Consider the following 15,614-nt stretch of genomic DNA (forward strand, 5'->3'; position numbering starts at 1 on the left):
TCTATCATGGAATTAAGCCCTAATTACTACCTTATATGTTTTATCTAAAATTTCTAAACTGGGTTGGTTAATGTTATAGAATTTGAGTTTAACTTTAACTGTTAAAAGTATTTAGGTAGAAATATCATTAAGGTGGGTTTGTTAATCTTGGTAATAATTAGGACTTGTTGAGAGATTACATAACCGCTGAACACTCAGTAATTGCAAATGACATAGAGGAAAGTGTTGTTAAAAAAAATTATCAACTATAATTTTGCATCCCTATCCAAAAGTTTTATACTACATTTTATTTCTATCATAATTCTAATAAAAATATACCAAAATTTGGATTTTAAATAGTGAATTTAAGGTATTGCATATCCCTGTTTAAAAATAAAACGGGTCCTCTACCGGAAATAAAAGTAAGTTTATGACCCATTTTTACACGTATCTCCACTGCCCCCGAAAAGATGAAAACAAATCTCCAAAACTAATTTTTGTACTAATTTCTTTAATTAACTACCTTTAGAGAACAGAGTTTGTATGTATAAGGTACTCTAAAACCTTAGCTTGGATGATGCGTCGAGCCCCCTATAAAAAGAATATGCCCTTGCACATACTCATAATTCTTGGACCTTTCAGAGACAAATAATAACAATACTTAAAAAACTAAAAAGCCCCTATGTCTTTGTTTTATGTATGTTTTTTAATAATCATTCGGTGCGTGAAATTTTAAATATGTCTTGTTGTTTTTTGCTATGCAGTTTGAAATTTGTATAGTATTTTATATGGATTATATGTTAGAATATAGATAGAAAATTTGTTTCCATTGTTTATACTCTATTGTACGTAGCGTGAAGGACAAACCTTACGCCCAGTTAACTCGGGCGAGGTTTGTCCTTTTTTTACTTTAAGGAGGAATTTACTATGAATAAAGTCTACAAAATTGGAGCAAAACACGCTCCCATGACAACGAAAAAAATCGGATATAACCATGTATCTTTTTTTGATGGAAACTCCATTTCCCTCCCCCTTCTACGCCCGTATTTCTATAAAACAAAAAGAGAAGTATCACAACTTCTCTTTTCTCTCTTAACATTATAATTCCTGTGTATAAACAGGCTCGTTTACGACATTTTTTGCTGTTCTTTTTTGTTGCTGCAATAAGAAAACAGATACACCAAACAATACGAGTATGCTACCGATTATTTGCATTACATTTAATCTTTCCCCAAGTAAGAAGAACGCTAGTATAGATGCTCCAACTGGTTCCCCTAAAATACTCATCGATATTGTTGTTGCATTTACGTAGTTTAATAACCAATTATTAATGACATGTGACACTGTCGGCACGACCGCAAGTAAAAGAAAAACGGTCCAATCCCACTTCGTATAACCTGTAAAAGGCACTTGCAGTACTATATTATACATTCCCATAAAAATACCTGCGAATGCAAAAACTGTAAAGCTGTAAATCCAGTGTGATACTTTCTTTACTGTCGTTTGGCCGATAAATAAATAACCGACAACTGCTATTACACTTAAAAAGGATAATATATCTCCATAAATTGCTTGTTCACTTAGTCCTAAATCTCCCCAACCAATACACACTACACCTAATATCGCAATTCCCATTGTCGCAATGGCTGAGTATGTTGTTCTTTCTTTAAATAAGAAAAAACCACCAACTAAAGATACGATTGGTTGAAGCGCTAAAATAATCGTCGAACTCGCAACTGTTGTATGCTTTAAAGATTCAAACCATAAAAGAAAATGAAGTGCTAAAAAGAAACCAGATCCAATTAAAAATCCCCAATCTTTTATTTGAATCTTACTAAACTCTTCCCGTTTTTTCCAAACGATAGGCAGCATAAGAAGTACGATAATCCATAATCGATACATACTTAATATGGAAGATGGTGCCGAGGACATCTTTACAAAAACTGCTGCGAATGAAATGGCTATAATGGAAATAGCTAATGGTAGCGCGATTGACCTTTCTTGTTTCAAATTCCGTCTCCCCTCTCACCTGTCAAAAATCCCACTTCATTATATCCGTTTTCTTCCCTAACTTAAATACTAATTTTTTAGATTCTTCGTACCATTATGGTAAAATAGAAATGAAAGCACCTATTAGTGAATATTTCTTTCTTTTTCACTACAAGCGTCGCTCTTACAATTATTACAGTAAATTTTTATTTAGGGGGATCTACATGAATCAAACAATTGGGAGAATTGAAGAGATTTCATTTTATAGTGCATCACTTCAAGAAGATGTTACACTTCTCGTTTACTTACCGGTAAATTACACACCGCTGCACAAACATACAGTTGTCATTGCACAAGATGGCAGAGATTATTTTCAGCTTGGGAAAGCACACCGTGTAATTGAGCGCCTTCGTGAAACTGAAGAAATTGACCGTACAATTATTGTCGGTATTCCATATAAAAATGTACACGATCGTAAAGAAAAATATTTCCCAAACGAAGTAAAAAACGCTGCTTATATTCGTTTCCTTGCTCATGAACTTGCTCCATATATTGATGAAAACTATCCAACATATCAAATGGGTAAAGGTCGCGTGTTAATTGGTGATTCTCTTGGCGGAACAGTTTCCTTTATGACTGCACTTATGTATCCGCATACATTTGGTAAAGTTGTTATGCAATCACCATTTGTGGATGAAACAGTGATGAACTTAGCAAAAGAATTCAAAAATCCAGAGGCGCTAGAGCTTTATCATGTCATTGGGACAGAAGAAACAGCTGTAAAACGCACTGATGGGCAAGTATCTGATTTCGTAGGGCCGAACCGTGAGCTAAATACGCTTCTGACAGATAGAAATTTCATCACGCATTACGAGGAGTTTGAAGGGAATCATACTTGGAAATATTGGCAAACTGATTTACCGAAAGCTTTCTCTCATATACTATCAATGAAATAATAGAGAGCAGTATTCAGAATAATTTGATATAATAGATTAAGAGAGTTATTTTCTCAAAATCTAACTAGACTTACAAAGGGAGGAATTGGAACATGAAATTAGGCATTGTAATTTTTCCATCTAAAATGATTCAAGATAAAGCGAACGGATTGCGTAAACGTTATGATCCGCACTACGCATTAGTTCCGCCACATATTACATTGAAAACACCCTTTGAGACGCAAGATGAACAATTAGAATCGATTGTAAACGAGTTACATACAATCGCAAGTAAAACGAACCCTTTCACCCTTCATGTTGGAAAAGTTGGTTCATTCGCACCTGTTAATAATGTTCTTTACTTTAAAGTAGAAAAAACACCTGAACTTACTTTCTTAAATGAGGAAATGCATAGCGGATTGTTCACACAAGAACGCGAATACGCTTTTGTACCTCATTTAACAATTGGACAAGGCTTATCAGATGCAGAGCATGCTGATGTACTAGGTCGATTACGTATGAAAGATTTCTATTACGAACAACCAATTGACCGCTTCCACCTTCTATATCAATTAGAAAACGGAACATGGACTGTACACGAAACATTCCGCCTTGGAAAGGGGAACAACTAATTTGCATGCACAGATCGTACAAACGGACGAACAACTAAGAGATGCATTCTCTGTACGTAAGCAAGTATTTGTGAAGGAACAGCAAGTTTCTGCCGAAGAAGAGTATGATGAGTTTGAAGAAACTTCCATACACGTTGTTATATATGATAATGATGTTCCCGTTGGTGCTGGACGTTTTCGCACCATTGATGGAATAGGAAAAATGGAACGCATTTGCGTACTAGCTTCCCATCGTAAAAAAGGCATTGGAAAAATTGTTATGGATGCACTTGAAGCGTATGCGAAGGAAAACTCGCTACCAAAATTGAAGCTGCATGCCCAAACACATGCAGAAGATTTCTATAAGAAACTTGGATATGTAACGAGTTCTGATGTATTTATGGAAGCAAATATTCCTCACATCGTTATGATAAAAGAATTGTAATTTGAAAACAGGAGGTATCCCCTCCTGTTTTTTACATTGCTATTTTCTTTTTCTTCCGCTAAAGTTAAATGTTGATGCTATAGTTTTGAAGGTGAATATATGACACAAGAAAAATTTTCACAAAAATCATTAACGCACGCTGATATTCCACGTGCAACATATCATATTCCAAAAACATCTACCCATTTAATTATGGAAGAAGATGCAGATGCAGCGTATTTTCGCGCTCTCGAACAGCAAAATGTATTTTTAAACGAAAAACAATTAGAAGCCGTACGAACGACAGAAGGCCCTGTTCTTACACTGGCTGGTGCTGGAAGCGGGAAAACATCTGTTTTAACAACTCGCGTAGGTTATTTAGTAAATGTAAAACAAGTTCATCCGAGAAATATTTTATTACTTACATTTACACAAAAAGCGGCTGAAGAAATCCGAAATCGTGTAGCAAATTTACCGGGTATGAATCATGCGGCAAGTAGCTACGTTGTTGCCGGTACGTTCCACTCTGTCTTTTTAAAATTGCTTCGTAGTCAAGGATATAATCAGCAAATTTTAGCAAACGAAAAACATAAACAAATTATGATAAAGAAAATTTTAAAAGAATTGCGTTTAAAAGACGATTATGATGCTGAAACGATGCTCGCGATGATTTCACTTGAGAAAAACAAATTAAATCGTCCGAAAGATGTAAAAGCAAAAACACCCGTTGAACAAGAATTTAAAGAAGTATACGAGCGTTTTGAAGAAGTGAAACAACAATATAATTATATTGATTTCGATGACATCTTATTAGAAACATATTATATGTTAGAAAATAACGCTCCTTTGCTTACCCAATTACAACAACGTTTCCACTATATTGAAGTAGATGAGTTCCAAGATACATCGTATGCTCAATATGAAATTGTAAAATTGTTAGCTTCGCCAAGAAATAATTTATTTATCGCAGGTGATGACGATCAAGCGATATACGGCTGGCGAGGGGCAAGTCACCAAATTATTTTATCTTTTCCAAAAGAATTTGATAATACTACGATTATTGCCCTTAATACGAATTATCGATCCAATCCTTTTATTGTCGGACTTGGAAATGAAGTTATCAAACTAAATCAAGAACGGTTTGATAAAGAACTATATTCTGTTCGTGAAGAAGGCGTACAACCTTTTTATGCAAGACCGGCTACAACTCTTGATGAAGCAAATCAAATTTTGCAGCTCATTCAAGAAAAGGTTGATAGCAGTGAACGAAGCTATAAAGATTTTTGTTTGCTGTATCGCACACATTCTGTAAGCCGTTCGTTACTTGATCAGCTTACCATTCATAAAATCCCGTTTATTAAACACGGTGCGAGTCAGTCATTTTATGAACATTCGTTAATTAAGCCTGTATTGGATCATTTACGACTCGTAATTGAACCATTTCGATTAGAATCACTTTCAAACATATTGCCAACGATGTATATCGGGCGTGATGATTGTATTTCATTTATTGAACGTGAACAATGGAAATATGGTGAAGGCCGTTTCCCTTCTCTTCTTCATTTCTTATTATTAAATCCGAACTTAAAACCTTTTCAAGTGAAAAAGGTAAATGAGCGTATCGATTTTATTAAATTTATAAAAGAATTAGAACCGAAAAAAGCATTAAAAGAAATTATTCATGGTAAAGGAAAATATTTAGAGTACTTACAAAGTAACGATCGTTCTTCCTTTACGATGCATAAAGATATACAAGAAGAAATGTTAGAAGAATTAATGGAGTCTGCAACTCGTTTCACCGACATTCCAGCTTATTTACAATTTATTGATGAAGCCATTCAAGGGCAAAAAGAAATGGAAGCATTAAAAACAATGCCGCAAAAAGATGCTGTTTCGCTTATGTCTATTCATAACGCAAAAGGCCTTGAATTTCCATGTGTCTTTTTACTCGGGGCGAGCGATGGTATTCTGCCTCATACTTCTTCTTTAAAAGATGCAAATGATCGTGTTACAGAGACTTCTGAAGCTTTAGAAGAAGAACGCCGACTACTTTATGTCGCAATTACACGTGCGAAAGAAGAATTGTACATTTCCTCTCCGCAATTTTTTAGAGGAAAAAAATTAGATATATCTCGCTTTTTGTATACTGTGCGAAAAGATTTACCTGAAAAGACATCCACGAAATAAGGATGTCTTTTTTTATATTGCAATATGTACATCCCTCCTATATAAATTCCCTCTTTTTATCATAAGAATTAACGTAATATCAACCATATCCCACTCATATTGTAATAGTGTATGTCAGAACTCACGAGAAGGAGTGAACATAATGAGCTGCAATTGTAACGAAGATCATCAACATGATTTTGATTTCAACTGTGTATCTAATGTCGTTCGTTTTATACATGAACTACAAGAATGTGCAACGACAACATGCGGATCTGGTTGCGAGGTTCCATTTTTAGGAGCACATAATAGCGCATCCGTAGCAAATACGCGTCCTTTTATTTTATACACAAAAGCTGGAGCACCTTTTGAAGCATTTGCACCTTCTGCAAACCTTACTAGCTGCCGATCTCCAATTTTCCGTGTCGAGAGTATAGATGATGATGATTGCGCTGTATTGCGTGTATTAAGTGTAGTATTAGGTGATACTTCTCCTGTACCACCTACCGACGATCCAATCTGTACATTCCTAGCTGTACCAAATGCAAGATTAATATCGACTAACACTTGTCTTACTGTTGATTTAAGTTGCTTCTGTGCTATTCAATGCTTGCGTGATGTTACGATTTAAAACTAAATAATGAGTTAAGCATGGATTGGGTGGCAGAATTATCTGCCACCCAATCCATGCTTAAAAGGTATTATTATGTATTTTTCATAAAATTGGGAACTTGTCTAGAACATAGAACCTGTCCCTTTCATTAACTGAAAGTAGAAACAGATAAAGGAGTGAAAAACATGTTCTCTTCTGATTGCGAATTTACGAAAATCGATTGTGAGGCGAAACCAGCTAGTACACTACCTGCATTCGGTTTTGCTTTCAACGCGTCTGCACCTCAGTTCGCTTCACTATTTACACCACTACTATTACCTAGCGTCAGTCCAAACCCAAATATTACTGTTCCTGTAATAAATGATACGGTAAGTGTCGGAGATGGCATTCGAATTCTACGAGCTGGTATTTATCAAATCAGTTATACATTAACAATTAGTCTTGATAATGTACCTACTGCACCAGAAGCTGGTCGTTTCTTCTTATCATTAGGTACGCCAGCTAACATTATTCCTGGATCAGGTACAGCAGTTCGTTCTAACGTTATTGGTACTGGCGAAGTAGACGTATCCAGCGGTGTTATTCTTATTAACTTAAACCCTGGTGACTTAATTCGAATTGTACCAGTTGAGTTAATAGGAACTGTAGACGTTCGTGCTGCAGCATTAACGGTTGCACAAATTAGCTAGTAAAAAGCGGTATTTCACCTTTGAAATACCGCTTTTTATGTATAATAAAAAACACTCACAGTAACATGAGTGTTTCATTCTTCATAGTGTTTTATTGTATTCTTCTTTTTCCCACAATTACATCCCTTTTTCTTCACAAACCCTTGTTGTTGCAATTGTTCTTGATATGCCTGTTGTTGTGCATGGTGCTGTTGCTGTATATTATACCATTGCTGCAGGTCATATGAATTTTGCCTTGGATTATTGCTCACAGCAAACATCTCCTCTACTGTCAATTCTGTCTATTTACTATATGAACAACTCTTTATTTCCGTTCCCTCATTCTTTTAAACTCCGCTTTTTCTCTTAGTATGAAAATATATTATTCTCCCATAAAATATCCTGTAATCGTTTCAATGATTGCTGCTGCTCCTGCAATAGCTAATAACGCAAGTAACGGTTCTGCAACGATAGGGATCCAATTATATAACACTAATAAAAAAGCACTAACCCATACACCTGTACACCAATAACAGCTTAATAATTCGCCAATCCACTTTCTTAATCCTTTACCTTTTACTTTTGTAAAAGTTGATACACTTCCATCCGGCTCTGTAATCTCTAATTCGTCAATAAACGGTCTTCGCAAAAAAGCTGTAATTTTATCATAAACAATTAAACGGGTGAGCCTAAAAGCAGCTAACGCGAAAATAAAAAATAAAAGCCAACTTGTAAACAGCATAATTCCACCTTCCCTTATCTTCTTTCGCCTATTTAAAAAAAAAGGTCTTGAGATTGTGACCAAATCTCCTCGACTCCAATATCTTATTAATGTAAATACAAACAAGAAGATAAGGAGTGACATTAATGAGTTGTAACGAAAATAAACACCATAGCTCTTCTCATTGTGTAGTTGACGTTGTAAAATTCATCAATGAACTACAAGATTGTTCTACTACTACGTGTGGATCTGGTTGTGAAATTCCATTTTTAGGTGCACACAACACTGCATCAGTAGCAAATACACGTCCTTTTATTTTATACACAAAAGCTGGAGCACCATTTGAAGCATTCGCGCCATCCGCAAGCCTTACTAGCTGCCGATCTCCAATTTTCCGTGTGGAAAGTGTAGATGATGATAGCTGTGCTGTACTACGTGTATTAAGTGTAGTATTAGGTGATAGCTCTCCTGTACCACCTACTGATGACCCAATTTGTACGTTTTTAGCTGTACCAAATGCAAGACTAGTATCGACATCTACTTGTATTACTGTTGATTTAAGCTGTTTCTGTGCTATTCAATGCTTACGCGACGTTTCTATCTAATAAGTGAAGTAAACTAAAAAACTATTGGGGTGGTAGAAGATTTCTACCACCTTTACATATTTAAAAGCCGGCCATACTAATTGATTGGATATCCTCTATAGATAATTTAATATCTCGCATACTATTTGGCGGCATAATCGCTACAATTCCATTACGATACGATATGATTGATCCAACATATGAGACTGTAGCTGTTTTTATTCTGCACCTTACTTTCGGAATATAATGAGGGCGATTTAATAAAAAATGAATTTTCTCTTCATTATTCATATCCTTAAATGATTTATTATACGGGACAGTTCTCACTGGTTCTTTCTGTTTCTGTTCCAGTCCCTCTTCTTCTTCTATTTTCTCTTCTACTTGTTGCTCTTTTTGCTCTTGTTGCTCTTCTTGTTCTTCTATTACCTCTTCCACCGCACTACTTACAACATTTTCGTTTCTATTACTTTCCTCTTTTTGATCCTCATTTTCAAAGTTTGTTAAAATAATTCTTTTTATTTTCGGTGCAGCAAGTTCCAAATTTACTTGCGCAATATATAACAACGGTTTTCCAACTGTTGAACTTTTATTTTTATTCTTCACACTCGTCCCTCCCACTTCCATACGTAGCTGAATAAATCGTGTACTATTATAGTTATATTCATCACATGGTAAGAACTTTCGTTAAAAATCGTTCTTTCCAGGAACAAATAAAAAGGACAATCTCAACATGTAGAGATTGTCCTTTAACAGTTCATATTATAATTATCCTAAGATATGATACCCTGAATCAACGTGAATGTTTTCTCCTGTTACGCCGCGTGCTAAATCACTGAATAAGAATACTGCTGTATCCCCAACTTCTTCTTGCGTTGTTGTACGACGAAGTGGTGCGCGCTCCTCAATTTCTCTTAAGATTGAGTTAAAGTCGCCTACACCTTTTGCAGATAACGTACGAATTGGACCTGCAGAAATAGCGTTAACGCGAATGCCATGTTGGCCTAAATCGTTCGCTAAATATTTCACGCTCGCTTCTAATGAAGCTTTCGCAACACCCATAACGTTATAGTTTTTCACAACGCGCTCGCCGCCAAGATATGTTAACGTTAAAATATTTCCGCCTTCTGTCATTACTTTCTTCGCTTCTCTTGCTACAGCTGTTAAAGAGAATGCACTAATATTTTGTGCAAGTAAAAATCCGTCGCGAGAAGTATCTACAAATTCACCTTTTAAGTCGTCACGATTTGCAAAAGCAATACAGTGTGCAACACCGTGAATTGTACCAACTTCTTGCTTGATTGTTTCAAAACAAGCTGTAAGTTCTTCATCATTTGTTACATCACAAGGTAATACAAGTGATTCTTGTCCTTCTAATGTATCCGCTAATTCACGAACATTTCTCTCTAAACGTTCTCCTGCATATGTGAAGATTAATTTTGCACCTGCATTATGCAAAGAGCGAGCAATTCCCCATGCAATACTTCTTTGGTTCGCAACGCCCATAACAACAAATGTTTTCCCTTGTAATAGTTCCATGATATATCCTCCCAGAAATACTTATACTTGTTATTAGTACCTGATACTATAATTATAGTAACATAAAACCTCTTAAAGGCAAACAAAAAAGTCATTAACTGAAAATTGTTAATGACTTTTTGTTTCTATAAAAAAACGTTCTAATCCTTCTTCCCAAGAAGGCATTTGTAAAAAACCATTTAATCGTAGCATGTTGTGTTGGAAAATAGAATATTTCGGCCTTGCTGCTGCAGCCCCAAATTCTTCGGTTGAAACAGGTAGCACATTCACTTTCATATTTGCATACGAAAATATTTTCTTTGCAAATTCAAACCAAGAGCATGAACCTCTATTGGATACGTGATACGTACCGTATAGAGAAGTGTGAATAAGCTTATTAATCATCGTATTTAAATCTGCCACATACGTAGGAGAGCCAACTTGATCCGCTACAACTGATATTTCATCTTTTTCTTTCCCTAACCGCATCATCGTTTTCACAAAATTATTGCCATACTTACCATACAACCATGACGTACGAACGATAAAGTATTTATTATGTAACTCTTTGACGAACTGCTCTCCCGCATATTTAGAAGCCCCGTATATATTTATCGGCGCCGGATTATGAAATTCATCGTACCCTTCCGGTCTATCACCTTGAAATACATAATCCGTACTAATATAAACTAACTTTGCCCCTACTAATTGTGAGGCAACTGCTACATTTCGAGCTCCTATTGCATTTATTCTATAAGCAAGATCTCGTTCTTTCTCAGCTTGATCAACCTTCGTATACGCTGCACAATGAATAATGATATGTGGACTTATTTCTTGTACTACTTGCTGCACTTTGGATATATTTGTGATATCTAGTAACTTTTTATCAAATGGATATATGTCATATTCTTCAGGATTTAACTCTTCTTGTAGTTGCTTTCCCAATTGACCATTTGCTCCTGTTATGATAATCCGTTCTCTCATTTATATGCCCCTTACTTTTTTAATGGTTTCCACCATTCCTCATTCTTCTCATACCATTGCACCGTTTCTTGTAACCCTTGCTCAAACGTATACTTCGGTTCCCAATCAAATTCATTCTTCATTTTCTCTGCATCAATCGCATAACGGCGGTCGTGTCCTAAACGATCTGTCACATATTCAATATCCTTTTCCGTTTTTCCTAAGAGAGTAATAATTTGTTCCACAACATCTATATTTGTTTTTTCATTATTTCCACCTATATTATATACTTCTCCTATACGTCCCTTATGCAAAACAACGTCAATCGCACGACAATGATCCGTTACATGTAGCCAATCTCTTACATTTAATCCATCGCCATATAACGGTAATTTTTTTCCTTCGAGCGCATTCGTAACCATTAACGGAATTAATTTTTCAGGATATTGATACGGCCCATAGTTATTGGAACAACGCGTTACGATAACTGGTAATTGATATGTTTTATAATAAGATAAAGCTATCATATCAGCGCTCGCTTTGCTTGAAGAATATGGACTATTTGGAGCTAACGGGGTTTCCTCGGTAAATCGCCCTGTTTTTCCTAAAGATCCATACACCTCATCCGTTGATACTTGCACGAGTTTAATATGCGGATATTTTTTTACTAATTCTAATAAGGTGACTGTCCCAATTACATTTGTATCATAAAAAGGGATCGGATTTTCAATACTACGGTCCACATGTGATTCAGCTGCGAAATTGACAATGACTTGCACATCACGTTCCTGAATAACATGCTCCAGCAGCTCTCCATTTTGAATTTCCCCTTTTACAAAATAGTAATTCGGATAATCTTGAATAGACTTTACATTATTTAAATTTCCACTATATGTTAATGCATCGAAATTAATAATTTTATATGTTTCATAGCTTTGTAACATATAATGCACAAAATTACTTCCAATAAATCCAGCTCCACCTGTTACTAATATATTCATAAACAACTCTCCTACTCAAAAACTATCTTCACATTCCTGAAGCGATGGCAATATTCGATCTTTGTCAGACAGAATAGGACTTGTTACCGGCCATGGAATTGCTAATTCTTTATCACTCCAAAGTACCCCTGAATCATGATTAGCACTATAATACTCATCTACTTTATACATAACAATCGTATGCGAAACAAGTGTACAAAAACCGTGTGCAAATCCTTTTGGCACTAATAATTGCCGATGATTATCCGCGCTTAAAATATATCCTCTCCACTGCCTAAACGTTGGGGAATCTTTTCGCAAATCGACGATAACGTCATAGATTGCTCCTTGCATAACTTGAATAAGTTTCGTTTGTGCTTTCGGATTTTTTTGAAAGTGTAATCCGCGAATCGTTCCCGCTTCCGCTGAATACGAAACATTATCCTGTACAAATGAATGCGTAACCCCTAATGTTTCTAGCACCTTCTTATTATAACTTTCAGTAAAAAAGCCACGATCATCTCCAAATAACCTCGGTTCCAACAATTTTGCGTCGGTAAAGTTTGTTTCTATAACTTTCATATTTTCACCTATTCTCCGTTAAACTGTTTACCAAAGTTTATATCCCGTGCTAACGCATTCGCTCTTTGAAGAGAAACATGAGTTCCCGCATCAGTCCACCAACCGCTCATTTCATTATAAGTAAGTACCCCTCGTTTTAAATACCAATTATTAATATCTGTAATTTCAAGTTCTCCCCTTGCGGAAGGTTTTAATTCTTTTATATAAGAAAAGACTTTCGAATCATACAAATAAATTCCTGTGACTGCATAGGAACTTTTCGGCTCTTTCGGCTTTTCTTCAATTTCAATTATTTTGTCGTTTTGAATATGCGCTACGCCAAATCTCTCCGGATCATCTACAGATTGCAGCAGTACTTTCGCACCCTCTTTTTGATTTGCAAACTCTTCAACATACGGACGAATATCATCAGAAAAGATATTATCTCCTAATATAACTACCATGCGATCATTCCCAACGAAATCTTCACAAAGCCCTAATGCTTGCGCAATTCCGCCAGCCTTATCTTGCACACGATACGTAAAGGACACGCCAAACTCTTGACCGCTTCCTAAAAAACTAACAACATCTCCCATATGCTCTTTACCTGTAATAATCATAATGTCTGTAATCTCGCATTGTTTTAGCTTATATACCGCATGATAAATCATTGGATAACGTCCAACAGGAAGCAAATGTTTATTCGTTACTTTCGTTATGGGATATAATCTCGACCCAGTTCCACCTGCTAAAATAATTCCTTTCACCCTGCATCTCTCCCTTATGATGGAGATAATATATCTTTGTAATGTTCTACAAACACTTTCCGATCCTTCTCATATGTATCCGCATCAAACTCATCCCCGTTGTAGTGAATACACCATACATTTGCTTGATTAGGGATACCAATTAAATAACCAGCCTTTTGAAACTCTAAAGACTGCGACACATCATAAAAGTGGAATCCTTGAAATAAGTCTTCTCGCCATGGAATATCATATTGCGTTGCCATCAATAAACCATCAATTGCCTGAACTGACAAAAATGGTTGATTCCCATAAAAAACTTGATCTAAATTTAATAATTGATAATTCTGTCTCCTGTACTCAATCACTTTCCCTACTAAATTTTTCCCTTCCCACCATATCCCGTTGCTCGGCAAAAACTGAGCACCAGCCACTCCAATTAAACCTAGTTTTTCGTTATCTTTAAAAAGAGAAATGAGTGTATAAAACATCTCTCGATTAATAAGATAAGTATCTTGATGTATATAAACCTTATACTTCGCGGGATATGAAAGTGCTCGGTTATATGCACTCGCCATACTTTTCGCATCTCGTATCGGAAAAATTTGTACGACATAACCAGGGGGAACAAAAAGGTTTCTTATTTGTCTCTCGCATTGTTCAAATAGCTCTTCATTATTTATACAAACAACGACTAATATTGTATGTTCTTTCATTTTGTAGCTCCTCTATTCGTCTTGATTTACATCTGACATATAGTGCTCTACAAATATCTTTCTATACTTTTCATAGTTGGTCATATCCACATCGATATGATAGTGAATGCACCACGCATCACGCTGTACAGGAACCCCAACTGTATAGCCCGCTTTTCTAAATTCAAACGATTGAGACACATCATAATAGTCAAACCCATCAAACAAGTCTTCCCGCCATGGAATATCGTATTGTGTTGCCATTAATAAACCATCAATACATTCTACAGGCATAAATGTTTTTGAGTCATGATACGGCTTTTCTTGACTTGCCATATAAAATAAATCATTCATATAACCAATGACTTTTCCAACAACTCCTCTGCCTACATTCCATATTCCATTTGGAGGAACATATTGGGCTCCAACCATACCAATCATTCCAAGATGTTCATGTTCTTGAAACAATTGAAGTAATCCATATAAAAAACCTACATTTACAATGAAAACATCTTGATGTATATACACTTTATATTTTGCCGGATGCGAAATTGCTTGATTATATCCGCTCGTCATACTTTTCGCATTCCGAATCGGCATAAACTGTATCGTGTATCCTGGAGGAACTGGCAATTGTAATATATGTCGTGCACATTGTGCATACATTTTCCGATCATTTATACACGTAACAAATAATATTGTTTTATCTGCTGCACTCATAATTGTGATTTTTCTGCTTCAATAATGTATTGAAATACAACCGTCTCAGCCATGAAGCCACTTCCAAGACGATATTTTTTACAAATGCCATATAATTCCTCAATAAGCGGTTCATACATTTTATGATCAACATATACACGATCTACTTTACTAATTGAATAGCCTGCTTTTAAAAACATTCGTAACATTTCATTAAATGTAAAGAAGCGAATATGTGTTTTATCTAATAAACCATATTCTGTATACGTCCAATTTCCAGCAAGTAAGGGAGCTAATACTGAAATGTGTGAAACATTCGGTATACTAGCCAAAATCACACCATTTTGCTTTATATACGGTTTTACTTTTTCTATTACCGCCCACGGATCAAATAAATGCTCTAATACGTCACCAAATATAACGCAATCAAATTGCTCCTCCTCATACGGCATATCCATTGTTTCTATATCGCCTAAAACAACATGATCTAGTTTTTCTTTTGCTTGTTCTGCTGCCTCTGGGAATGCCTCAATTCCAGATACACGTGTGCCATTTTCTTTTATGGCAGCTCCAAGTGCACCACTCGAACAACCGATATCAAGAACTTCTTTCCATTCTTTTTTTATGTGCTTTAATAAATTCGGATTCACTGCATTATAATAATGCCCAGACTTTTCTTCGTATAAAGAATTTTTTGGGGAATTCATTTTACACACTCCTTATGCAAATTGAATTTGAAATATACACCTCATATGAAGTTCTATA

The 15,614-nt window shown here is 35.6% G+C and carries 19 protein-coding genes and 1 pseudogene; 7 read left to right on the forward strand and 13 right to left on the reverse strand.

Annotated features, from left to right (window positions below):
• Positions 1 to 923: 923 nt before the first annotated feature.
• A pseudogene (locus ACTFNE_RS16895) lies at positions 924 to 1,001 on the reverse strand (PH domain-containing protein); the annotation flags it as partial.
• A 76-nt stretch (positions 1,002 to 1,077) separates the two neighbouring features.
• On the reverse strand, positions 1,078 to 1,989 hold the full coding sequence (locus ACTFNE_RS16900) for a DMT family transporter (RefSeq protein ID WP_270706188.1): 912 nt from the start codon (positions 1,987 to 1,989) through the stop codon (positions 1,078 to 1,080).
• A gap of 203 nt (positions 1,990 to 2,192) precedes the next feature.
• Between ACTFNE_RS16900 and ACTFNE_RS16905 the strand changes: the two genes are divergently transcribed.
• From ACTFNE_RS16905 to exsF, 6 genes are all read left to right on the forward strand, one after another.
• Positions 2,193 to 2,924 (forward strand): alpha/beta hydrolase, encoded by a 732-nt coding sequence (locus ACTFNE_RS16905; RefSeq protein WP_046198576.1) that lies wholly within the window; start codon positions 2,193 to 2,195, stop codon positions 2,922 to 2,924.
• Positions 2,925 to 3,016: 92 nt separating this feature from the next.
• On the forward strand, positions 3,017 to 3,535 hold the full coding sequence (locus ACTFNE_RS16910) for a YjcG family protein (RefSeq protein ID WP_046198577.1): 519 nt from the start codon (positions 3,017 to 3,019) through the stop codon (positions 3,533 to 3,535).
• 1 nt (position 3,536) lies between these two features.
• Positions 3,537 to 3,959 carry a GNAT family N-acetyltransferase gene (locus ACTFNE_RS16915; protein ID WP_000543275.1) on the forward strand — a complete coding sequence of 141 codons (423 nt, stop codon included), beginning with the start codon at positions 3,537 to 3,539 and terminating at the stop codon, positions 3,957 to 3,959.
• A gap of 99 nt (positions 3,960 to 4,058) precedes the next feature.
• On the forward strand, positions 4,059 to 6,125 hold the full coding sequence (locus ACTFNE_RS16920) for an ATP-dependent helicase (RefSeq protein WP_046198578.1): 2,067 nt from the start codon (positions 4,059 to 4,061) through the stop codon (positions 6,123 to 6,125).
• 142 nt (positions 6,126 to 6,267) lie between these two features.
• Entirely contained in the window at positions 6,268 to 6,735 is a 468-nt protein-coding gene (gene cotY / locus ACTFNE_RS16925) for a spore coat protein CotY (protein ID WP_001277713.1), read from the forward strand.
• Positions 6,736 to 6,902: 167 nt separating this feature from the next.
• Positions 6,903 to 7,406: an exosporium protein ExsF gene (gene exsF, locus ACTFNE_RS16930; protein ID WP_000492941.1), complete on the forward strand. Its 504-nt coding sequence runs from the start codon at positions 6,903 to 6,905 to the stop codon at positions 7,404 to 7,406.
• Between the two features lie 74 nt (positions 7,407 to 7,480).
• On the opposite strand, the gene ACTFNE_RS16935 is transcribed toward exsF, so the two are convergent.
• A complete protein-coding gene (locus tag ACTFNE_RS16935) occupies positions 7,481 to 7,666 on the reverse strand; it encodes a hypothetical protein (RefSeq protein ID WP_003266501.1) in 186 nt (61 codons plus the stop codon).
• Positions 7,667 to 7,767: 101 nt separating this feature from the next.
• Positions 7,768 to 8,127, reverse strand: a complete 360-nt coding sequence (locus tag ACTFNE_RS16940; RefSeq protein ID WP_000899662.1) for a DUF1360 domain-containing protein — start codon at positions 8,125 to 8,127, stop codon at positions 7,768 to 7,770.
• Between the two features lie 125 nt (positions 8,128 to 8,252).
• On the opposite strand from ACTFNE_RS16940, the gene exsY reads away from it, so the two are divergent.
• Entirely contained in the window at positions 8,253 to 8,711 is a 459-nt protein-coding gene (exsY, locus tag ACTFNE_RS16945) for an exosporium assembly protein ExsY (protein ID WP_046198579.1), read from the forward strand.
• Positions 8,712 to 8,771: 60 nt separating this feature from the next.
• Here the strand turns inward: exsY and ACTFNE_RS16950 are convergent, their stop codons facing one another.
• From ACTFNE_RS16950 to ACTFNE_RS16990, 9 genes are all read right to left on the reverse strand, one after another.
• On the reverse strand, positions 8,772 to 9,314 hold the full coding sequence (locus ACTFNE_RS16950; RefSeq protein ID WP_270706192.1) for a spore coat CotO family protein: 543 nt from the start codon (positions 9,312 to 9,314) through the stop codon (positions 8,772 to 8,774).
• 141 nt (positions 9,315 to 9,455) lie between these two features.
• Positions 9,456 to 10,226: an enoyl-ACP reductase FabI gene (gene fabI, locus ACTFNE_RS16955; RefSeq protein ID WP_000421886.1), complete on the reverse strand. Its 771-nt coding sequence runs from the start codon at positions 10,224 to 10,226 to the stop codon at positions 9,456 to 9,458.
• Positions 10,227 to 10,334: 108 nt separating this feature from the next.
• On the reverse strand, positions 10,335 to 11,189 hold the full coding sequence (gene rfbD, locus ACTFNE_RS16960) for a dTDP-4-dehydrorhamnose reductase (RefSeq protein ID WP_046198581.1): 855 nt from the start codon (positions 11,187 to 11,189) through the stop codon (positions 10,335 to 10,337).
• 11 nt (positions 11,190 to 11,200) lie between these two features.
• Positions 11,201 to 12,169 carry a dTDP-glucose 4,6-dehydratase gene (rfbB, locus tag ACTFNE_RS16965; protein WP_046198582.1) on the reverse strand — a complete coding sequence of 323 codons (969 nt, stop codon included), beginning with the start codon at positions 12,167 to 12,169 and terminating at the stop codon, positions 11,201 to 11,203.
• A gap of 15 nt (positions 12,170 to 12,184) precedes the next feature.
• Positions 12,185 to 12,730: a dTDP-4-dehydrorhamnose 3,5-epimerase gene (gene rfbC / locus ACTFNE_RS16970; protein ID WP_046198583.1), complete on the reverse strand. Its 546-nt coding sequence runs from the start codon at positions 12,728 to 12,730 to the stop codon at positions 12,185 to 12,187.
• An 8-nt stretch (positions 12,731 to 12,738) separates the two neighbouring features.
• The gene (locus ACTFNE_RS16975) at positions 12,739 to 13,476 is read right to left on the reverse strand and encodes a sugar phosphate nucleotidyltransferase (protein WP_270706027.1); all 738 of its coding nucleotides are present in this window, start codon (positions 13,474 to 13,476) and stop codon (positions 12,739 to 12,741) included.
• A gap of 14 nt (positions 13,477 to 13,490) precedes the next feature.
• Positions 13,491 to 14,171 (reverse strand): glycosyltransferase family protein, encoded by a 681-nt coding sequence (locus ACTFNE_RS16980; protein ID WP_046198585.1) that lies wholly within the window; start codon positions 14,169 to 14,171, stop codon positions 13,491 to 13,493.
• Between the two features lie 12 nt (positions 14,172 to 14,183).
• The gene (locus tag ACTFNE_RS16985) at positions 14,184 to 14,870 is read right to left on the reverse strand and encodes a glycosyltransferase family protein (protein ID WP_001271197.1); all 687 of its coding nucleotides are present in this window, start codon (positions 14,868 to 14,870) and stop codon (positions 14,184 to 14,186) included.
• A complete protein-coding gene (locus ACTFNE_RS16990) occupies positions 14,867 to 15,556 on the reverse strand; it encodes a class I SAM-dependent methyltransferase (protein ID WP_001087864.1) in 690 nt (229 codons plus the stop codon). The genes ACTFNE_RS16985 and ACTFNE_RS16990 overlap by 4 nt, the downstream gene beginning before the upstream one ends.
• Positions 15,557 to 15,614 lie beyond the last annotated feature (58 nt).

This window comes from Bacillus cereus group sp. MYBKT111-2 (assembly GCF_051915205.1).
Classification (GTDB): domain Bacteria; phylum Bacillota; class Bacilli; order Bacillales; family Bacillaceae_G; genus Bacillus_A; species Bacillus_A paranthracis.